Genomic DNA, 20,245 nt, shown 5'->3' on the forward strand with positions numbered 1-20,245 from the left:
CTCCTCCGATGTCACGACCCCCTGCCCCACCCCCACCCGCAGGAGTCACCCATGGCACCCCGCCCCCTCGCACCCCCGCTCGACCGGACCGGCACCCCGGTCCCGGACCCCCCGTACGACCGCCGTCGCGCCTGGCTGATCACCGCCATGATCGTCGCCTTCATGGTCGTCAACTTCGCCGACAAGTCCGTCCTGGGCCTCGCCGCCGTCCCGATCATGGACGAACTCGCCATCGACAACAGCACCTACGGCCTGGTCTCCAGCGCCTTCTCCCTGCTGTTCAGCCTCTCCGGCCTCCTCGTCGGCTTCCTCTCCACCCGGCTGTCCACCCGGATCCTCCTGTTCGCCATGACCCTGCTGTGGGCCGTCGCCCAACTGCCCGTCCTCCTCTCCGCCACCGTGCCCGCGCTGATCGCCGGCCGCGCCCTGCTCGGCGCCGCCGAGGGGCCCGCCGCCTCCATGTCCATGCACGCGCTGTACAAGTGGTTCCCCCCGCACCGCCGCGGCCTGCCCTCCGCCCTGCAGATCGGCGGCGCGGCCCTCGGCACCCTCATCGCCGCCCCCGTCCTCACCTGGCTGATCACCGGGTACGGCTGGCGCTCGGCCTTCGCCGCCCTCGCCGCCGTCAGCGCGCTCTGGGGCCTGCTCTGGTGGCGCGTCGGCCACGACGGCCCCTTCGACCACGCCCGGGCCGCCCCTGCGGACGGCACACCGGGAACCGGCCCGCACCACCTGCCCTACGGCCGGCTGCTCACCACCGGCACCGTGCTCGGCAGCATTTCCAGCGCCTTCGGCGCCGCCTGGGCGCTCTCCCTCAGCCAGGCCTGGCTCCCCGCCTACCTGCGCACCGAACTCGGCATGACCCCGAACGCCGCCGCCACCACCATCAGCGCCGTCTCCGCCTTCAGCCTCGTCCTGCTGCTGACCGTCTCCCCGCTCATGGACGCGCTCAAGTCCCGCCGGGTGTCGAGCCGTTGGTCGACCGGCGCCACCCAGGGCATCGCGGTCTGCGTGGCCGGCTGCGCCATGGCGGCCTTCCCCCTCACCCACGCCGCCGTACCCCGGCTGCTCCTGATCGCGCTCGCCTTCGGCAGCGTCGGCCTCGCCATCCCCCTGCACTACATGACCACCGCCGAGGTCGTCCCGAGCGCCCAGCGCGGCGCCCTGTTCGGCATCGTCGCCGCCACCGGGACCCTCCCCGGGCTCCTCGCCCCCTTCCTCACCGGCCGCCTCCTCGACACCGCGCCCGATCCCGGCACGGGCTACCGCACGGCCTTCCTCCTCGCCGCCCTCGTGATGACGACGGCGGGAGCGCTCGCGATCATCACCATCCGCCCCGAACACGATGCCCGACGGCTGGGCCTGCGACCGGACCGGGAACCGGGCGCTCCCGGACGCCCCTGACGGCCGCCCGCCCCGGCCCCGCCGAGCCTCCTCGCACCCCACGGCGAGGAGGCCGACGGCCGACCCGCCCGCTCACCGACAGCTGCGTCCGTTCCCGCGCGAGTCCTGCCGGCTCACCCCGGCCGGCTCGCCCCGGTCGGCCCCCGGCGCGGGGAGCCGCAGGTGAGGGCCGGCGATGGTCCGCCGGCCTGCGGCGGGCGTCGGCGATGTGCGGTCGGCAGCGGGCATCCGCCGTCCCCACCGGACCGGGCGACGTCGCCCGACACGCGGAAGGCCGCACGCGCGGCCCGACCACGGGCTGTCCGGCAGCCGGGCACCGGCGCGGGGGCCGGTGCCGCCCACCGGCAGGGAGGGCACCCCGTGGCCCAGTCCGACGGCTACCACTCCGCACCGCGTACTCGGGCGGTGGCTCGTTCGCCGGAGGGCGACCGGGTCACCTGGCAGCAGCGCCCACCCCGCGGCCGTACGTCCGCTACGCGGCGGGCGCGGCGCGCCTGGGCGGCCGGTGCCGGCCGGAGGAGCCCTGGTCGCCGCGGCCGGCGGCGGCCCGGGTTTCGGCGGCGGTGCGGGCGGAACGGCCGAGGCGGCTCGCGGACCCGTGGCGGCGCGGCCGTTCGACGACGGGGTTGGGGATCACGGTGGGAACGCCGGTGGGCACGCGGGCCCCGGTGATGCGGGCCAGGTCCTCGCCGCCCGCGCTGACCCTCGTGTTGACGGCAGTGATGCCGGCCGTGGTCATCATGCGGGCCGTCGTGCGGCGCTGACTGGACAGCACCAGCGTCACGACGGTGCCGGACTCCCCCGCCCGGGCGGTGCGCCCGCCCCGGTGGAGGTAGTCCTTGTGGTCGACCGGCGGGTCCACGTTGACGACGAGGTCGAGCCCGTCGACGTGGATGCCCCGGGCGGCGACGTTGGTCGCGATCAGCGCGGTCACCTCGCCGGTGCGGAACTGCTCCAGGGTGCGGGTGCGCTGCTGCTGGGACTTCTCGCCGTGCAGGGCCGCGGCCTTCACTCCGTTCGCGAGCAGGTCCTCCACCAGGCGGTCCGCGCCGTGCTTGGTGTCGGTGAACATGATCACCCTGCCGTCGCGGGACGCGATGTGGGCGATCGTGGCGCTCTTGTCGGAGTTCTGGACGTGCAGCACGTGGTGCTCCATGGTGCTGACCGCGCCCGCGGACGGGTCCACCGAGTGCGTGACCGGGTCCCTGAGGAAGCGCCGCACCAGGCGGTCGACGTTGCGGTCCAGGGTGGCGGAGAACAGCATCGTCTGGCCGCCCTCGGCGACCTGGTCGAGGAGTTCGGTGACCTGCGGCAGGAAACCCATGTCGGTCATCTGGTCGGCCTCGTCGAGCACCGTGATGCCGACCCGGTCCAGTCGGCAGTCGCCGCGCTGGACCAGGTCCTTGAGCCGGCCCGGAGTGGCCACCACGACCTCGGCCCCGCGGTTCAGCATCCATGCCTGGCGGCTGATCGACGTCCCGCCCATCACGGAGACCATCCGCAGGCGCACGGCGCGGGCGTAGGGGGTGAGCGCCTCGGTGACCTGCTGCGCGAGCTCACGGGTGGGGACCAGCACCACGGCCAGCGGGCAGCGCGGCTCGGCCCGCTGGCCGGCCGTGCGGGCCAGCACGGCGAGGCCGAACGCGATGGTCTTGCCGGAGCCGGTGCGGCCCCGCCCGAGGAGGTCGCGGCCGGCCAGCGAGTTCGGCAGCGTCGCGGCCTGGATCGGGAACGGCGCGGTGACGCCCTGGCGGGTCAGCACCGACAGCAGTGGCTTCGGCAGGTCCAGCTCGTCGAAGGACCCGACGGCCGGCAGCGCCGGGGTGGTGCTCACCGGCATCGCGAACTCCCCCTGCGCGGAGGACCGCCGAGGAGCGCTCCGGCCGGAGGACCGTCGGCCTGCGGCGGGCCGGCCGGTGCTGGAACGGACGTCGGCGTCGTGGTGCGAGGAGCGACTGGTGCGGGCCATGCGGAGGACCTTCCTCGGGGCGACACGTCACGAGGAAGACCCCGCGGCGCGGGACGCCGGGCGGAGACCGCAAGGGAACGGGCCGGAAGTGTGACGAACGGGACGCGGGCGACGGAACCGGTGCGGCGCGTCGCCGACGTCGGTGCTCACCGCCGGGCGGAAGCGGAGAGCCTCGAACCGCGGGCCGTCGCGGCGGGGCACCGATCAGGGGCGCGGCGCCGTGCGTCCCGGGTGGGAACGGCCGCCGACGGCGGAGCCAGGAGTCCGAACGGCCGGGGGGTGCGCCGTGGCGCAAAGGCCGAGGGGCCCGCACCGGGCATGTGCACGGTGCGGGCCCCTCGCTGCCTGGGCGGGTGCCGTGGCAGAAGAACTACAGCGGGCGAATGTTCTCGGCCTGCGGGCCCTTCTGGCCCTGCGTGACGTCGAACTCGACCTTCTGGCCCTCAAGCAGCTCACGGAAGCCGTTGGCGTTGATGTTCGAGTAGTGGGCGAAGACGTCCGGGCCGCCACCCTCCTGCTCGATGAAGCCGAAGCCCTTCTCCGAGTTGAACCACTTCACGGTGCCATTAGCCATCAAAATCTCCTTCAAGGGACTGTCCGAAGCACGCACAGCGCGGGCTTCGAGTCACCGCATGGAGCGCCCACCGGGAAAGACCGGGGAACAAAAAATGCGCCTGCAACACATCAGCAGGCGCACACAAAGTTCATGGGAACCACAACTGCAACTGAGTCGACTGTAGCAGGCCCCCACCCGCTGCGGCGGGATGCTCCGTCGCCGGTTTCGCGGGCACCGTCCCGCCGAACGGCCGCCCCGGGCCCGGAGCACCGTGAACACGCCTGCGGGGCAGGACCCTTGGCCGTGCGGCCGGGCCCCGGCCGGGGCCGCCGGCGCCCCGGGATTCCCGGCGCGGCATGCCCCGCGCACCGCCGCCGGCCACTCGGGCGCGGCGTGCGGCATTTTCGGCCGGAGCCGAATTCATGCACCCGGAGGGCCCCACTCCCGCACTTCCAGGCGCATACTGGCCGCAATGACGAAATTTGCAGCAGGTCGCCGCCCTCTGCCCACCAGCCCCTTCAAACCGCGCGTGAAGGCTCCGCCCAAGCACTTCGCCGTCGGTGACCGGGTCACCCATGACGCGTTCGGCCTCGGCCGGGTCATCGACACCGAAGGAGACGCCGACGCCGCGGTCCTCGTCGACTTCGGGTCGCGACAGGAACGCATCACCCACCCGTACACCGCGATGTTCAAACTCTGACCACCGACACCCGCCGCGCGGCCGATCGTGCCGCGCGGCTCGCGTGCGGGGAACGCCGCGCACGACGGTGACACACCGTGCCGGTGCGGCCCCGCCGATGGCCCCGGCACGGGCGGGCAGCCGCCCGATGCACGGCCCGGCGATGCCTGCCGATCAGCAGGGACCGAGGTCCTGCCAGACGCCCCACTCGCCGGTGGTGCCGGGCTCCTCGCCCAGCGTCCACCACTTGGCGCTCCACCGGTGGCCCTTCCACGCGACGGTGTTGCCGCCGGTGTAGACCTGCGTGCCGACCCAGGGGTCGGTGGAGCACGCCGGGGCGGTGCCGGTCACGGTGAGCGTGTAGGTCGCGGAGGACGTCGCCGAGGTGCCGGTCAGCGTGCCCTTGACCGTCAGCGGATAGGTGCCGGGGACGACCGTGGACACGGTCGACACCGACAGGGCGGCGCTGGAGCCCCCGCTGACCGAGGACGGGCTGACCGCGGCGGTGACCCCCGCAGGAACGCCGCTGACCGTCATCGCGATGGACGTGTTCGAGCCGTTGTTGATGATGGCCGTGCTCGCGGTCGCGGTGGTCGACGAGCCGGGGGTCACCGTGCCCGAGGACGGGCTGAGCTGCACCAGGATGGCGGGCACCGGGACACTCGACGCGGAGGGCGACGCGGAGGGCGACGGGGAGGAGGCGGTGACGGTGCCGGCACCGGCGAGCACCACGCCGCCGATGGCGGTGGCGGTGACGGCGGCGGCGACCAGGGCTCGGAGTGGTACGCGAACGGGTCCGGGCATGGACCGCGCTCCCTTCGAAGGTGGGGGACTTCGGCGACCTGAAGCACTCTGGCCTGGACCAATACTGGTGGTCCGGGCCACCGGGCTGTCAAGAGTCCTGACCAACTCCTGGCCTCAGCGGTTCCGCCGCATGAGCCACCGCGGCTCCGGAGTTCCTGCGGGCCGCGTTCCGCGCCGACCGGAACACCCGCCAGGTCACCCGCCCCGAAGGCCGCACCGGCACCGGCTGGTACCCCGTCACCCAGCACGGTCACGACGCCATCGTGATCGCCTTCGCCCGCACCGACTGCCGGGCGGGCGCACCCGGAGCGGCCCGGCCGGCGCGCGGCGCACGCCGGGCACCGGTACGGGGACCGAGGGCACGGGTCCCGGAAAAGTCCGGACGCCGCGCGGGGAGGGTGGGCTAGCCTGACATGGGCAGTTCCGGACTATTCGACGGAGCATCATGTTGCGTGTCGGCCACGGTCGTTGCTCGATCCTCGCACTCGGGGCACTGGCCCTCGCACTGCTCGGCACGGCCGGCTGCGACGGCGGCTCCGCACCGACCGCGGCGCCCCCGGCCCCGCCCCCGGAGACCACCGACGGCCCGGGGGACTACCGGCCGCCCCGGGACGTGTGCGGCGTCGTGGACTTCTCCCCGTTGACCCCCGTGCTCGGCCCGTTGAGCAACGCCCCGGAGAACACCGTCACGGGCGCCGACCCCAAGGTCTCCAGCGGCGCCCAGTGCCGGCAGTACCTGGGCGGCACCGGGGTGTTCGCGCGCGCGGTCGTGCACTGCAGCGCCTGGTCGGGCGTGGCCAAGGCGATCGAGATGCACAAGTACGCGCGCGAGACCGCCGCCAAGGACGCGGTGGGCGGCGTCACCGACGTCCCCGACCTCGGGCGGCAGGCGTTCCGGTACCGGGCCCCGGACAGCGTCCCCTGGCACGCCGACCTGCGGCTCACCGTCCGGGACAGCAACCTCGACTGCGAGCTGAAGGCCCAGACCGACCAGGTCCTCACCCCGGACCAGACCGCCACCGCCTACCAGGCCCTCACCGAGATCGCCCGCACCGCCGCCCCCCGCCTGCGCTGACCACCGCCCGGGCGGTCCGGCCGTCGGGTCGGACGGGCCGGGACGGCCGGCCGCCTCCGGGCCCGGTCGACGTGCCGCGGACGATCCGCCGCCACTCCCCGCGTACTGACCCCCTCACACCCCTGCCCGGTGGCACCGGCCGGCCTTCCGGCCGGAGCCACCGGGCCCCGTACGCCTGGCCTCGGGAGCCGTACGGCCGGTCGTGTGCGCCACGCCGTCCGCCCGCCGGCGAGCCGGCGCCGTCGGAAGGCGGTCACCTTGCTCAAGCAGCCATGGGGCCGCCGCTCGACCGGACTCATCGGGAAACGTCTCCCGCATGGCACAGTCCGCCGTCGGCGAGGAACGCCGCCGCGACGGTGGCGTACGAGGACCCGTGGAAGGCCCGCGATGAGCAGACGGGCGATCCATGAGTCCACCGCTGCGGGCGCCCCGTGCCGCAACGGCGACCTCCTGTCCGACCGGCAGCGGCACCCGGGCGGCCGGTGTACGTGCGAAGGCCCGTTCCATGGCGGAGACTTGACCGGATCGCGGTCCAGTGACGGCCGGTCGGCCCGGTCGCTAGGTCCAGTCGACCGACGGTGCCGGGAACCAGGTGAGCCCGTGGCGGCGCCAGGCGGGGGCCTGGGCGGCGAGGCGGGTGCGCAGGTCGTCCCAGCCGGGGGCGGGGCCCGGGGACCAGGCGCGGGCGGCGAGGGCGGGGAGGCGAGGGAGCAGCAGGAAGAACAGGTCGTCGGCGTCGTTCACGGACTCGCACCAGACCACCGCCTCGAAGCCCGCGACCTCGAAGGCGGTCTCGGCGTCCAGGCCCGCGATCGGCGCGGTGCAGACCTCGCGCAGCGTCACCGGCGGGTAGAGCGGGTGGCCGAGGCGGGCGCGGCGCTCCTCGGCCCCGCCGGTGACGGCCTCCGCGTAGGGGCGGTCGAGGTAGGCGCGTCCGCCGGAGGAGACCAGGACCCGCGCCTGCTGCTCGGCCATCAGGGCGGTGTCCTCGGTGGCCTCGCGGGAGGCCGACAGGAGCATGTCCCTCACCTGCGGCGGGAGCACGGTCAGGAACGGGTGCGCCGGGTCGGGGGCCAGCTCCTCGTCGATCCAGAGCTGGACGAGCTCGCCGGGAGCGGCCGCCACCCGGATCGACTCCTGCCAGCCGATCGGCTCCTTGCCGTGGGCGCGGACCAGTGCGCGTGCACGGGTCACGAACGCCCGGTGGTCCGCCACCGGCATGCCGAAGGCCTCGTCCCCGCCGATGTGGAGGAAGCGCCCGGGCGTGAGCGCCGCGAGCTCGGCGATCACCTCCTCGACGAACCGCCACACCTCCGGGCGTCCGGGCTCCAGCCACAGCGGCCGGAGCTCGCCCGCGACGAGCCTGGCCCACATCTCCTCGGTCGAGCCCGGCAGGGCCGTCGCTTCCGCCGAGCTCAGCTCCGGGCAGGCGGCGATCGCGGCGGTGCTGTGGCCGGGCATGTCGATCTCGGGCACCACGGTGATGTGGCGCGCGGCTGCGTGGGCGACGACCTCGCGGTACTGCGCCTGCGTGAAGAAGGCGCCGGGCTCCTGGCCGTGCGTGAGCTCCGGCCGGGAGCCGATCTCCAGGCGCCAGGCCTGGTCGTCGGTCAGGTGCAGGTGCAGCACGTTGAGCTTGTAGCGGTCGAGCAGGTCGATCACCCGGCACACCTCGGCGACCGAGAACCTGGCGCGGGCCACGTCCAGTGAGAGACCGCGCCAGGCGAGGGCCGGACCGTCGGCGAGGGCCAGGGCGGGCAGCCCGATGCCCGCCGGGTCGGCCGGGAGCTGTTCGGCGAGCGCGACCAGGGTGGTCAGCGCGCGGTGCACGCCGGCCGCGGACGCGCCCACGACGCGGATGCCGTCGCCGTCCACGGTGAGGGCGTGGCGTTCCGCGCCGAGGTCGTCCCCGGACGCGGATACGCCGCGCGCCACGGGGATCGCGGCGATCGCCGGGTCGGCGGGATCCACGCGGACGCTGATCGCGCCGGGCCGCGGAGCACCGGCCCCGACCCGGCCGAGCACCAGCCCGGTCTCCGCCGCGAGGCGCTCTGCGAAGAGGGCGGCGCTCGTCAGCAGCTCGGCGTCGGCGACCACGACGGGGGTGCCCGCGCGGAGGGGGAAGCCGCGCTCGCCCGGGGCGGCCGTGCGGGGAACGGGGAGGAGGCGGAGCAGCGCCGTCTCCGGGGACGTCGTCATGGGGAACTCCTGGTCAGTCAGCCGGGTTGCTGCGGGACCGGCGTCGGGTTCCGGTCCCGCAGCGGTGGTGGTGCCTCGTCCCGCCCCCGGGCACGACGGGACGGGGGCGGGACGAGGGGTCGGGTAATGGGTGTCAGCCCCGGGCGGCCGGGTCGACGGGCACGCTGTGGCCGGGGTCGGCGACGGAGGTCGCGATGCGGAGCGTGAAGGCGCCGGGTTCGGTCACCCAGGCGTGTGCCTCGGTGTCCCAGTGCTGGAACGCCCGCGGGGCGATCTCGATCCGCGCCCGCACCCGCTCGCCGGCGTCCGCCCGCACGGTGGTGAACCCGGCCAGCCAGGCGACGGGCCGTTCGACCTTCGAGCCCGGACGGGACAGGTAGGCCTGAAGGACCTGCTTGCCGTGCCGGGCACCGGTGTTGGTGACCTCGGCCAGGACGACGACGCAGTCGCCCTCGGTGGTGAGGGTCGGTGCGCCGATCTGCCAGGTGGTGTAGCCGAGGCCGGACCCGAAGGGCAGCGCGGGCGGGTTGCCGCCGTCGGCCTCGCGCTTGAGCCAGGCGCGGTAGCCGAGGTGGAGGCCTTCGGTGTAGGCGAGCCGGCCGTTGTCGGGCGTGACCTCCCAGACCGGGACGTCCTCCTCGCGGGTGGGCCAGGTGGTGGGCAGGCGGCCGCCCGGCTCGCGGGCGCCGGTCAGGACGTCGGCGAGGGCCGCGCCGAACTCCTGGCCGGGGAACCAGGCCAGGACGACGGCGGCGGCCTCGTCGAGCCAGGGCATCAGCACCGGGGCACCGGAGTTGACGACCACGACGGTGCGGGGGTTGACCTCGGCGACGCGGCGCACGAGCTCGTCCTGCCCGTCGGGGAGGGCGAGGCCCGGGCGGTCGAAGCCTTCGGACTCGATGGCCTCGGTGGTGCCGACGACCACGACGGCGACGTCGCTCGCGGCCGCCAGCTCGACGGCACGCCGGAACTCCTGCTCCGGGTCGCCGAAGAGGTCCTTGAAGCCGAGCTTGACGCTGGCGAAGGGGACGCCGAGGAGCTCCGGGGTGTAGGTCAGGCGCAGCTCCACGGTCCGGCCGCGGCTGAGGTCGTGGGAGGCCACGCGCGACGGGGGGTTGAGGAGGGCGGCCATGAAGTCGCCGCCCTCGGGGACCCCGAGCGAGCCGGCGCCGGCGGCGACGCCGTCGACCTCGAAGGTGAAGCCGCCCAGTCCCGCGAAGCCGAGGTCGTGGCGGCCGTCGCGGTCCGGGGTGAAGCGGGTGGTCAGTTCGATGCGGGCGGCCCGGGCCAGCCGCGCGTCGCCGAACGAGGAGAAGCTCCCGGAGGGGATGACCTCCTCGCTGAACGTCTCGCCGTCCTCGTCGAGGTAGCGGACGCGGACGCCCTGGGCGCCCGTCAGCGGGTCATGAACCGTGCCGCCCGCCAAGGGGTGCAGTTCGTCGACCGGGGGCAGGCCGGGGGCGAAGCCGATGGCGTCCGCGCCGTAGGCCTCGCGCAGACCGTCGAGCGGCGTGACGACGCGGCGCGGGAACACGGACGCCGATCCGCCGCCCTGGGCGCGGGCACGCAGCGCGTGCTGCCCGATCACGCCGACGGTCAGTCCTTCCCGGGGCGGGACGGGCAGGGTCCCGTTGTTGCGGGCCAGGACCATGCCGTCCGCGGCGGCCTCGCGCAGCAGGCCTGCGATCGCGGTGTCGTCCCAGGGCTCGACCGGGACGGTCGCCGGACCGCTCTCCAGGGCGCCGACGCGCGAGGCGAGCAGCAGCAGCCGGGCGGCCTTCTCGTCGATCGCGTCCTCGGGGACGCGTCCGGCCTTGACGGCCTCGACGAGCGCGTCGCCCCACGCCCCGTCCGGGCCGGGCATGGCCAGGTCCTGGCCGGAGGTGGCGGACGGCTCGGTGTCGCGCACCGCCATCCAGTCGGAGACGACGACGCCGTCGAAGCCCCACTCGTCCTTCAGCGGGTCGCGCAGCAGCGGGTTGGCGGTCATGGTGGTGCCGTTGACGGAGTTGTAGGCGGACATCACCAGCCAGGCGCCCTCCTTCACCATCCGCTCGAAGGGGGCCAGGTAGACCTCGCGCAGGGTCCGTTCGTCGATCCGGGCGTCGACGGTGAAGCGGTCGGTCTCGGAGTCGTTGGCGACGTAGTGCTTGGCCGTGGTCGCCACGCCGTGTGCCTGCACGGCGGTGACGTAGGCGGCGCCGAACTCGCCGGTGAGGTGGGGGTCCTCGCTGTAGGCCTCGAAGTGGCGGCCGCCGCGCGGCGAGCGGTGCAGGTTGACGGTGGGGCCGAGCACGACGTCGACGCCCTTGGCGCGGGCCTCGGCGGCGATCAGGGCGCCGAGCCGGCGGACCTGCTCCAGGTCCCAGGTGGCGCAGACGCAGCCGGCGGACGGCAGGCTCGCCGAGGGGTCGCGGTCGTCCAGGGCCGCGCCGCGCACTCCGGTGGGGCCGTCGGAGACGACGATGGGGCGCAGGCCGACGGCGGGTTCGTCGTGCAGCGTCCACAGGGAGGCGCCGGTGAGCAGGCGCACCTTCTGTTCGAGGGTGAGGCGCTCCAGCAGCGCCGTGACGAGCGGGGAGGCGAGCATCGCCGCTCCTTTCGGTGAATGGGGGTGAGGGTGGAGGTGCGGGTGCGAAGGGGGGAGGATCCGGGTCAGCGAACGCTGCGGATGGGGAGGACGGCGAGGGCGCCGAGGAACCCGATCACTCCGACGACCGGGTAGAGCGCGGCGTAGCCGCCGAAGGTGTGCACGATGCCCGCGGCCGCCACGGGCGCGATGGTGTTGGGCAGGGTGGCGGCGAGGTTGAGGACCCCGAGGTCCTTGCCGAAGTCGTCCGGGTCGGGCAGCACGGAGCTCATCAGGGCCTGGTCGACGGCGGCGAAGGCGCCGAAGCCCGACGCGACGACGAAGCTGGACAGCGCGAGTCCGGGGACCGAGGGCAGGGCGAGTGGAATCGCGGCGCCGGCGGAGATGACCAGTCCCGAGACGAGCACGACCGGCTTGCGTCGCCCGAGGCGGTCGGACAGCGGTCCGGCGACCGTGGTCGCCACCAGGATCCCGGGCAGGGCGACCAGGCTGAGCAGCGGCACGGTGCGTGTCGCCTCCTCCAGGGTCAGGCCGACGTAGTCCTGGGCCAGGTAGAGCTGGTAGGTGTTCAGCATCGCGTAGCCGCCGAACAGCAGGAAGCGTCCCGCGAAGCCCCAGAAGAAGTCGGGGTTGCGCACCGGGTTGACCCAGAAGGCGGCGAGGAAGGCGCGCGGCGAGAACGGCCGGCGCGGTTCACCGCGGTTGTCGCGGTCGGGTACGAGGACCACGAAGAGCACGATCACGAGGAGCGTGGCACCGGCGGTGACCGCGTAGCCGAGCGGGATGTCGTCGGTGAACAGCGAGCCGAGGACCGGGCCGAGGACGGCGCCGAGCAGCATGCCCAGCCCGACGCCGGTGGAGTAGCGGCCGCGCAGGTGGTCGGGGACCCGGTCGGGCAGCAGCGCGGAGAAGGGTCCCTGGAAGGCGTTGAACCCGAACTGCACCAGCATGACGCACACGGTCAGCGCGGCCACGTTCGGTGCGAGTCCGCAGGTGAGCAGAGCGGTGGCGCCGAGGCAGGCGCCGGCGAGCATCCAGGGTCTTCGCGCGCCGTAGCGGCTGCGGGTGCGGTCCGACAGCACGCCCACGATCGGCTGGGCGAGCATCGCGGCCACGGCGGCGAGCGCGTTGATGAGCGCGAGGTTCGAGGTCTTCGCGTCCGGGTCCATGTGCTCGACCTGGATGGCGACGTAGAAGACCGTGACGGAGTAGGCGATCGGGGCCATCGGGGCGGCGAACGGGGCGGTGCGGAACAGTCGCCGCAGTGCCGGCGGCACCGTGCGGGAGGGCTGCGCGGCCTGCGGGTCGGTCGGCGCGGCGGCGGCCGTCGTGGAGAGGTCGTGGGCGGGCCCGGGGTCGGCGTGCTTGGGCATCCGGGGTCTCCGTTCCGTCGCCGGGGTCAGTGCAGGCCGTTGCGGCGGGCGCAGGCACCGAGCCAGGCCAGGCTGGGCTTCGGGGTGCGCACGAAGGTCTCCCGGTCCACCGCGATCAGGCCGAACGTGGCCGCGTAGCGGCCCCATTCGTAGTTGTCGAGCGCCGACCAGTGCAGGTAGCCGCGCACGTCGATGCCGTCCGCGACCGCCTTCTCCAGGTGGCCGAGCGCCTCGGTGGTGTAGGCGATCCGCCGGGTGTCGTCGTCGGTGGCGATGCCGTTCTCGGTGACCAGCAGGGGAACGCCGCCGCTCTCCTCCCACGCACGGCGCAGCGCCGTGCCCAGCGCGTCGGGCCGGTACGCCCACCCGGTCAGGGAGTTGTCGGGGTGCTGCGGGTGCGGCACGGGGCCGTTCGCGTCGACCGGCTGGCTGGTGTAGGCCTGCACGCCGAGGAAGTCGTCGTCGCGGGCGACGTCGAGGTAGAAGCCCTCCCACTCGTGGTGGACGCGCTCGAAGACGTCCTCGTTGCCCTCGGTGGGGGTGAACGCCTGCTGGGCGACGGTCCAGCCCGCCTTCGCGTTCGTGGTCGCGCGCACCACCTCGACGGCGCGGCGGTGCACCTGGGCGAGCGTGTCCCCGAGCGCCTGGTCGGGGACGACCCGGGCCATCGCCGTCGCGAGTTCCGTCGCGGCGGAGCCCTGGCTGTCCGCCACCTTGAAGAGGGCCTCCTGGATGGTCGCGAACACCGCGAGCATGTTCGGCTCGTTGATCGTGCAGATCCAGTCCACGTCCTGCAGCGCCGGGGCGATGAACTCGATGTAGCGGGTGAAGCGGTCCGCCGCGTCCGGCCGGCGCCAGCCGCCGGACTCCGCGAACCAGCGCGGCAGGGTGAAGTGGTGCAGGGTCACCACGGGCTTGAGGCCGAGCCGCAGTGCCGTGTCGACCATGCGCCGGTAGTGGTCGCGCTCGGCGTGCGAGAACTGACCTTCGGCCGGCTCGATCCGGGCCCACTCGAAGCCGAAGCGGTAGGCGTTCAGCCCGGCCCCGGCCAGCAGGGCCATGTCCTCGCCGTAGCGGTGGTAGCTGTCGACCGCGTCGCCGCTGCGGTCCGGGAACGGGGAGGCGGGGGCGGTCTCCAGTGCCCACCAGTCCGAGTTGAGGTTGTTGCCCTCCACCTGGTGCGGGGAGGTGGAGGCACCCCAGAGGAAGTCCTTGCGCAGACCGGCCATGTCGCACTCCTTCGTTCGTCCCGGTGAAACGAAAAGTTACCAGCGAGGTGGTAAGTTTTGGGAAGGTTAACACAGCGGCGATACTGGAGCGATGGCAATGAAGCGGGGCAGTTACCGGACCGGACGAGAGCGCGTCGAACGCGTCCTCGACGCCTCCCACGAGCTGTTCATCAGCTCCGGCTACCGGGCCACGTCGCTGCGCGACATCGCCGCGGCCTCGGGGATCTCCCACCCGGCGCTGCTGCGCCACTTCGCCACGAAGCAGGAGATCCTCACCGCCCTCGTCGACCGCCTCGACCGCGAGCACCGCGACTGGATCGCGGCCGGCGCGGACGCCGCGGGCACGTCCCCCTCCGCGGCCGAGACGGCGCGACGCAATGCCGACGCGCGCGGCTGGATCCCCCTGTTCACCGCGCTGCTCGGCGAGGCGACCAGCCCCGAGCACCCCGGCCACGACCTCATGCGCACGCGCCAACGGGTCGGCACCCGCCTGGGCGTGCAGATGCTCAGCGGCTCCGGGGGCGACGAACGCTCGGCCAGGCTGGCCGTCCAGCAACTCGGCGCCGCGTGGGACGGCCTGCAGATCCTCTCGCTCTACTTCCCCGGCCTCATCGACATCCCCGCCCAACTCGCCGCCCACGAAGAGGAGATGAAGGCGAACGGGCTTCCGCCCGCGCCCGCCCTGCCGTGGCCCGCACCTCGGCCGGCGGACACCGCGAACACAGACACGCCGCCGGAGCGGACCTCACGCGCTCGGGCCGTCGAGGCCGCGGCGCGCCTGTACGCGCGCCACGGCTACCACGACACCTCCATGCAGGCCGTCGCGGAGGAGGCCGGACTCACCAAGGCCGCGCTCGTGCACGTCGCCCCCACCAAGCGCGCACTCCTGGACCTGGTCCTCACAGACCTGATCGCCCCCGTGGAGGACGAACCGGATCCCTACAGCCGGCTCCGGGTGCTGCTGGACCGTCCCCGCTGGCAGGCCGCTGCGGAGATCGTGCTCATGTGCGAAGCCACCGTGCCCTCCCACCCTGCGCACGCCCGGATGGCCAAGCGGCTCGCCCACAGCCTCGCCAGCACGGCGGACGACCTCGCGGCGGCGCAGCCGCTGGGCGAGGAGGAAGCGCGCACGAGCGCACAGTGGCTGGTCGCGCTCGCGCTCGGGGGGCTGATCGCCTGGCTCTACGAACCCGATGCCATCGACTTGGGGACCCTGATCGGGAGCGCACTGCCCGCCGCCCGGCAGGGCGGTCCGGTCGGGACTGCGCCGTCCTCGGGCTGACGGCCGGCGGGCGACGTCGAGCACGCCGCGCAGCAGCCGCCGCACGGGCACCTTCGACCACAAGGTCGTCGAGGCCTTCACCGGATCAGCTGGAACGCGGACAGAGTGCTCGACGACGTGCGCCAGTACGTGGTCGAGCACCTGGCCGACCCGGGCGGCGTGCTTCGGGGAGACGGCCTCAGTCGGCAACGCCTTCCCTGCCCGCCGCTGCGAGCCGAAGCGGTCTGTCAGTCCCCGATACTGCCGACAGCGAGGGAGGAAAAGGCGTTGGTCCCGGGTTCGGCGTAGGTCACCGTTTCGAAGTCGATGTCGGCCGCGGCGACGCCCGCCGTTCCAACCGTGAACAGGGCGGCTACCGTCAGGGACACGGCTGTGTACATGATCTTGCGCATAGGGCTCGCTTCTCCTTTGAGCAGGGCGGATCTCCCTTGTCTCTCAACTCGGCCCGCTCCCTACCGCACCACGGCGGAGGAGCCACCCGGAAGGGGAGCGCGCACCACCCGTCGGACTCAGTCGTCATACCGGTGCGAACGAAGGGCACCTGGGCGGCCGCACCCTCTCAGCCACCACCTCCTGCGGGCCTCGTCGGTCTGCCAACACGGTCCCGTAAAGTGAGATGAGGCACGCCTGACCAATGCAGACCGTCCCCTTTCTCGCCGACGCCAGGCGGGGGCGTCCGGGATGTGCCCGTCGGGCGGCAGGGGAACAGGGAGAGAGATGGCGAGGGACGGCCAGGAGGCCAGGCGCCCGCACGGAGAGCTCGTGGCGGATGTGATGGCGGTGCTGTGGGCAGCCGGGGAGCCGCTGACCGCCCAGCAGGTCAAGGGTGCCCTGCGTCAGGACCTCGCGCGTACGACGGTGGCGACGATCCTCACCCGCCTGCACGAGAACGGGACCCTGTCCCGTAGCCGGCCGGGGCGTTCCTTCGCGTACGCGCCCGTCTCGGACGCCGCCGGCCTGGCCGCCGGCCGGATGCGCCGGGAACTGGAGAAGGAGCCGCAGCGGGATCTCGTGCTCAAGCGATTCGTGTCCTCGCTGTCCGCCGATGACGGGGACGCTCTGCGGCGTCTCATCCTGGAGGCCCAGAGCGAACGCCCCTCGACCGCAGCGGGCCAGGAGGATCCCGGAGGCGGAGCATGACACTGTTCCTCGTGGTCGTCGCGCTCGCTCTGGTGCTCCCCTGGGCGGCGGTGCCCGCGGCGCACCGGCTGGCCCGACTTCTTCCGCCCCGCGGGGCGGCCTTCGCGCTCACCGGGGCGGCGGCGGTGCTCGCGGGCGGCACCGTCGCGGCGTTGGCCGGCCTCTTCCACGTGCCGTTCCTGGCGGGACTGGAGCACATGAGCCTGGGCCGGGTCGTCACCCACTGGCCGGCGGTGGTTCCGGTCTCCTGTGCGGCCGGGGCTGTGCTCGCCGCGCAGGCGGTCCGGGTCTGGCTGGCGGCGCGTCGCCAGCGGGCGCTGCTGTCGCGCGCGTGGGGGCTGACCGGCGACGCAGTGGCGGACGGCGACCTCCTCGTCGTCCCGGGTGCGGAGGCGGAGGCGTTCGCCCTGCCCGGTCACCGCGGGCGCGCCGGCCGGGTCGTCGTGACGGAGGGCATGCTCAGGGCGCTGGGGCCATCGGAACGAGCGGTGCTGTTCGCGCACGAGCGAGCCCATCTGAGCGGTCGGCACCACCTGCTGTCGGGAATCCTCGACCTGACCGCCGCCGTCCATCCGGCGATCGGGCGGCTGCGCGCCGCTCTGGAGTTCCAGTTGGAGCGGTGGGCGGACGAGTCCGCGGCCCGGGCGGTGGACGACCGGCGCACGGCCGCGACCGCCATCGCCCGTGCCGCACTGGCCGGCCCCGTCGGCACCGGGCCGTACGGGGGCGGGGTCTTCTCCGTGCGGACGGGGCCGGTTCCTCGCCGGGTCGAGGCTCTGCTGGCACCGGAGCCTGCCGCGCCGAGGGGCCGCGGACCGCGCGCGGCCGCCGTCGGGCTCCTCGCCGTCATCGTGTTCTCCGCCCTGCTGGCCGCCGGTCTCGCCTACGGCCTGCACGAGCACGTGGAGTATGCCGCGGAGCAGATCACCGGCCGATGACCGGTGTGACGACATTAATGTAGACCAACTGTCGGAGGCCTGGGTATGGTGAGCCTCGGCTTACCCTTCGGCGCCCGGAGCGCCGAGTTTTCCGATGATGGGGACATGGTGTGTACGACGGGCGGAACGCGTCGTCGAGTCCGTTCGAGCAGTCCGTCTACCTTCTCGCCGAGGCCGGCAGGACGGTCGACCGGCTGTTGGCGGCACGGCTGGACGTGCGGGGGCTGACCCCGGTCCACCACACGCTGCTGTCGGTGCTGGCCCAACTGGGGCCGCACGGCCGCCACGACCTCACCAGCCGCGTGAGCGCTCCCGGGCCGGAGGCGGATCAGGCGCTCGACGACCTGCTGTCGGCACGCCTGCTGCAGTCGATGGTCGTCCACGTCGGCGGGCGGCAGGAGGTCCTGGCGATCACCGCGCCCGGCCGGGCCGCTCTGGAGGTGCTCCACGGCGACGCGTCGGCGGTGCAGGAGGATCTCCTGACGTCCTTGACGAAGGGGCAGCGCGCCGAGCTGAACTCCCTGCTCCGACGGGTGTGCGCGGCCGCCGCCCGTGCGGCCGAGCGACCCGCGCAGCCCCAGGGGGCCGGGAATGGTTGGGTACTTACAGCAGGCGGCCGCCGGACGTGGGCTCCGGTGGGCGGGAGCGCCGGTGTGGGCGGGAGCGCCGGTGCGGCCGGGGAGGCGGACGCGGCCCCTGGCCACCGGACATCCGCCCGGCCCTGACGCGACGGCCGCGTTCAGTTCGGGACCGGGCTCGGAACCGGGTCCTGGTCGGCGGGCGACGCCGGCTTGCAGAGCCCGAGTGGCAGCACGGTGTCGGCGTGGGCGGACACCAGGGGAAGGTCGTGGCTGACGAGGACCACGGCGAGGCCCCTGCTGTCCCGTATGTCGCGCAGGAGGTCCATGATGCCGTCGGCGGTGTCGGCGTCGAGGGCGGAAGTGATCTCGTCGCAGAGCAGGACGTCGGGTTCGGCGGCCAGCGCCCTGGCGATGGAGACGCGCTGGCGCTGCCCGCCGGAGAGTTCGTGGGGGTAGCGGGCGGCGTGGTCGGGGGTGAGGCCGACCGCGGTCAGCAGTTCGGCGACGCGCGCGGCGCAGCGGTCGGCGGGCAGGGCGAAGTGGAGGCGCAGCGGGCGGGCGAGGGTGGCGCCGACGGTGTGGGCGGGGTTGAGGGCGCCGAGCGGGTTCTGGGGGACGAGCTGGATGCGGCGGCGCTGGTCCCGGCCGCGGCGCCGGTAGGAGGGGGCCAGAGGTGCACCGCCGAGGGTGACGCTGCCGGCGTCGGGCCGGTGGAGGCCTGCGAGGGTGCGCAGCAGGGTGGTCTTGCCGCAGCCGGACGGGCCGGTGATGCCGGTGAGGGTGCCGGGCCGCAGTGTGAGGTCGAGGCCGGTCAGGACGTGGTGGCGGTCGCGGCCCGTGCCGACGGTGGCGTGGAGCGCCGTCACCTCGACGACGGGCTCGGTCGCGGGGGTGTCGGTGTGACGACGCCCGGCCGGGGCCGGAGCTTCGGTCGGGGCGGTGGTGGGGCGGGCGGGCCGCAGGGCGAGGACGTCGTCGGCGCAGCGGGCGACGAAGTCGGGGTCGTGGCTGGTGAGGGCGATGGCGATGGTGCCGGTGGTGGCGATGTCGCGCAGGAGGTCGGCGATGTCGTCGCGCAGGGCGGGGTCGAGGCCGGCGGTGGGTTCGTCGAGGAGGAGGATCGCCGGGCGTCGGGCGAGGGCTCGGGCGAGGGCGACGCGCCGTTGCTGTCCGCCGGACAGGGCTGCCGGGCGGCGGCGTTCGATTCCCTCGCCGAGCGGCAGGTGGACCGCGCGCAGCAGGTCCGGTACGGAGGTGCTGCGGCGGTCGGCGGCGGTTTCGGTGATGAGGTGTGCAACGCGCATGCGGGGGTTGAGTCCGGAGCCGGGGTCCTGGCCCACGAAGGCGAGCTGGTGGCGGCGCAGGCGGCGCAGTTCCTCGGGTGGGAGGGTGAGGATGTCGTGGCCGAGGACGGTGAGGTGTCCGGCGGTGACGTGCGCGCCGGGCGGGAGGGCGCCGGTGAGGGCGCGCAGGAGGGTGGTCTTTCCGGCGCCGGAGGGCCCGGTGATGGCGGTGATGCGGCCGGGGGTGAGGGTGAGGCCGGCGTCGGTGAGCAGGTGCGCGCCGTGCAGGGTGATGGACAGTGCGGTGGCGTGGGCGGCAGGGGCGGGGGTGCTCACAGCGGGGTCTCCGGGGTGGGCCGGGCGGGGGCGAGGGCTTCGGCGGCGAGGTTGACGCTGATGGCGAGCAGGCCGATGGCCAGGCAGGGCGCGCCGACGGCCCAGGGGTTGAGGGTGATGCCGGCGGCGTTCTCGCGGATCATCAGTGCCCAGTCGGCTTCCGGGGGCTGGGGTCCGAGCTGGAGGAAGGCGGCGACGGAGACGATGTAGATGCCTTCGACGAAGCGCAGGCCGAACAGGGCGATGACGGTGGAGCGCAGGTTGGGCAGGACCTCGCGCACGGTGAGGTGCCACAGGTTCTCGCCGCCTGCCGCGGCGGCTTCGACGTAGCCGGTGGTGGCGATGGGTGCGGCCGCGGCGGAGACGATCCGTACCGCGTAGGGGATGCCGAGCAGGGTGGCGGCCGCGGCGACGGCCAGGCGTCCGCCGGCGGGCCAGGCCAGCGCGATGAGCATGATGGCGAGGACGGAGGGCAGCAGGATCGTCAGGTCGGCGGCGCGTTCGATCCACCGGCCGAGGGCCGGGCGCAGGGCGGCGATGATGCCGGTGGCGGTGGCGGCCGCGGTGACGATGAGGGCGATGGCCAGGGCAGTGGCGATCAGGGGCGCGCCGCCGCTCAGGAGGCGGCTGAGGACGTCGCGGCCGAGCTGGTCTCCGCCCAGTGGCGCGTCACCGCCCGCTTCGGCGTAGGGGAAGGCGACCGGCGCGTCGATCGGGTGCGGGGCCAGGAGTGGGCCGGCGAGGGCGAGGGCGACGAGCAGCAGGGCCGGAACGGCGGGCAGGAGCACGCGCCCCGCCCGTCAGGTG

17 protein-coding genes are annotated in these 20,245 nt (G+C 74.1%); 7 read left to right on the forward strand and 10 right to left on the reverse strand.

The genetic code is table 11. The annotated features are described in order from the left end of the window. Positions 1-51: 51 nt before the first annotated feature. Complete coding sequence (locus ACFXAM_RS18205) at positions 52-1,404, forward strand: MFS transporter (RefSeq protein WP_380292315.1); 1,353 nt, start codon at positions 52-54, stop codon at positions 1,402-1,404. A 472-nt stretch (positions 1,405-1,876) separates the two neighbouring features. Here ACFXAM_RS18205 and ACFXAM_RS18210 read toward each other — a convergent pair whose 3' ends face one another. After that, a complete protein-coding gene (locus ACFXAM_RS18210) occupies positions 1,877-3,373 on the reverse strand; it encodes a DEAD/DEAH box helicase (RefSeq protein ID WP_380292317.1) in 1,497 nt (498 codons plus the stop codon). Positions 3,374-3,743: 370 nt separating this feature from the next. Then, positions 3,744-3,947, reverse strand: coding sequence for a cold-shock protein (locus ACFXAM_RS18215; protein WP_045694210.1), 204 nt, complete (start codon positions 3,945-3,947; stop codon positions 3,744-3,746). A gap of 454 nt (positions 3,948-4,401) precedes the next feature. Here ACFXAM_RS18215 and ACFXAM_RS18220 point away from each other — a divergent pair, with 454 nt between their 5' ends. Then, positions 4,402-4,629, forward strand: coding sequence for a hypothetical protein (locus tag ACFXAM_RS18220; RefSeq protein ID WP_380292319.1), 228 nt, complete (start codon positions 4,402-4,404; stop codon positions 4,627-4,629). Between the two features lie 153 nt (positions 4,630-4,782). On the opposite strand, the gene ACFXAM_RS18225 is transcribed toward ACFXAM_RS18220, so the two are convergent. Further along, positions 4,783-5,412: a hypothetical protein gene (locus ACFXAM_RS18225; RefSeq protein ID WP_380292321.1), complete on the reverse strand. Its 630-nt coding sequence runs from the start codon at positions 5,410-5,412 to the stop codon at positions 4,783-4,785. A 445-nt stretch (positions 5,413-5,857) separates the two neighbouring features. Here ACFXAM_RS18225 and ACFXAM_RS18230 point away from each other — a divergent pair, with 445 nt between their 5' ends. Next, positions 5,858-6,487, forward strand: coding sequence for a hypothetical protein (locus ACFXAM_RS18230; RefSeq protein ID WP_380292323.1), 630 nt, complete (start codon positions 5,858-5,860; stop codon positions 6,485-6,487). 558 nt (positions 6,488-7,045) lie between these two features. On the opposite strand, the gene ACFXAM_RS18235 is transcribed toward ACFXAM_RS18230, so the two are convergent. The 4 genes from ACFXAM_RS18235 to ACFXAM_RS18250 form a co-directional block, all read right to left on the reverse strand. Then, positions 7,046-8,686, reverse strand: coding sequence for a family 20 glycosylhydrolase (locus tag ACFXAM_RS18235; protein WP_380292325.1), 1,641 nt, complete (start codon positions 8,684-8,686; stop codon positions 7,046-7,048). Positions 8,687-8,819: 133 nt separating this feature from the next. Then, the gene (locus ACFXAM_RS18240) at positions 8,820-11,276 is read right to left on the reverse strand and encodes a beta-glucosidase (protein ID WP_380292327.1); all 2,457 of its coding nucleotides are present in this window, start codon (positions 11,274-11,276) and stop codon (positions 8,820-8,822) included. A 65-nt stretch (positions 11,277-11,341) separates the two neighbouring features. Next, positions 11,342-12,649: an MFS transporter gene (locus ACFXAM_RS18245; protein WP_380292329.1), complete on the reverse strand. Its 1,308-nt coding sequence runs from the start codon at positions 12,647-12,649 to the stop codon at positions 11,342-11,344. Between the two features lie 26 nt (positions 12,650-12,675). Continuing rightward, positions 12,676-13,878, reverse strand: coding sequence for a glycoside hydrolase family 1 protein (locus ACFXAM_RS18250; protein WP_380292331.1), 1,203 nt, complete (start codon positions 13,876-13,878; stop codon positions 12,676-12,678). 91 nt (positions 13,879-13,969) lie between these two features. Here ACFXAM_RS18250 and ACFXAM_RS18255 point away from each other — a divergent pair, with 91 nt between their 5' ends. Next, positions 13,970-15,160 (forward strand): TetR/AcrR family transcriptional regulator, encoded by a 1,191-nt coding sequence (locus ACFXAM_RS18255; RefSeq protein WP_380292333.1) that lies wholly within the window; start codon positions 13,970-13,972, stop codon positions 15,158-15,160. A 227-nt stretch (positions 15,161-15,387) separates the two neighbouring features. Here the strand turns inward: ACFXAM_RS18255 and ACFXAM_RS18260 are convergent, their stop codons facing one another. Further along, entirely contained in the window at positions 15,388-15,552 is a 165-nt protein-coding gene (locus ACFXAM_RS18260; protein ID WP_380292335.1) for a hypothetical protein, read from the reverse strand. A gap of 325 nt (positions 15,553-15,877) precedes the next feature. Here ACFXAM_RS18260 and ACFXAM_RS18265 point away from each other — a divergent pair, with 325 nt between their 5' ends. From ACFXAM_RS18265 to ACFXAM_RS18275, 3 genes are all read left to right on the forward strand, one after another. After that, a complete protein-coding gene (locus ACFXAM_RS18265; RefSeq protein ID WP_380292337.1) occupies positions 15,878-16,300 on the forward strand; it encodes a BlaI/MecI/CopY family transcriptional regulator in 423 nt (140 codons plus the stop codon). Further along, on the forward strand, positions 16,297-17,238 hold the full coding sequence (locus ACFXAM_RS18270) for a M56 family metallopeptidase (RefSeq protein WP_380292338.1): 942 nt from the start codon (positions 16,297-16,299) through the stop codon (positions 17,236-17,238). The genes ACFXAM_RS18265 and ACFXAM_RS18270 overlap by 4 nt, the downstream gene beginning before the upstream one ends. A 110-nt stretch (positions 17,239-17,348) precedes the next feature. Beyond that, positions 17,349-17,963 (forward strand): MarR family winged helix-turn-helix transcriptional regulator, encoded by a 615-nt coding sequence (locus ACFXAM_RS18275; RefSeq protein ID WP_380292339.1) that lies wholly within the window; start codon positions 17,349-17,351, stop codon positions 17,961-17,963. Between the two features lie 14 nt (positions 17,964-17,977). Here the strand turns inward: ACFXAM_RS18275 and ACFXAM_RS18280 are convergent, their stop codons facing one another. Together ACFXAM_RS18280 and ACFXAM_RS18285 are read right to left on the reverse strand one after the other, a co-directional pair. After that, positions 17,978-19,438, reverse strand: a complete 1,461-nt coding sequence (locus ACFXAM_RS18280) for an ABC transporter ATP-binding protein (protein ID WP_380292340.1) — start codon at positions 19,436-19,438, stop codon at positions 17,978-17,980. Continuing rightward, on the reverse strand, positions 19,435-20,226 hold the full coding sequence (locus tag ACFXAM_RS18285; RefSeq protein ID WP_380292342.1) for an ABC transporter permease: 792 nt from the start codon (positions 20,224-20,226) through the stop codon (positions 19,435-19,437). The genes ACFXAM_RS18280 and ACFXAM_RS18285 overlap by 4 nt, the downstream gene beginning before the upstream one ends. Positions 20,227-20,245 lie beyond the last annotated feature (19 nt).

It is taken from the genome of Kitasatospora sp. NPDC059462, from assembly GCF_042749955.1.
Classification (GTDB): domain Bacteria; phylum Actinomycetota; class Actinomycetes; order Streptomycetales; family Streptomycetaceae; genus Kitasatospora.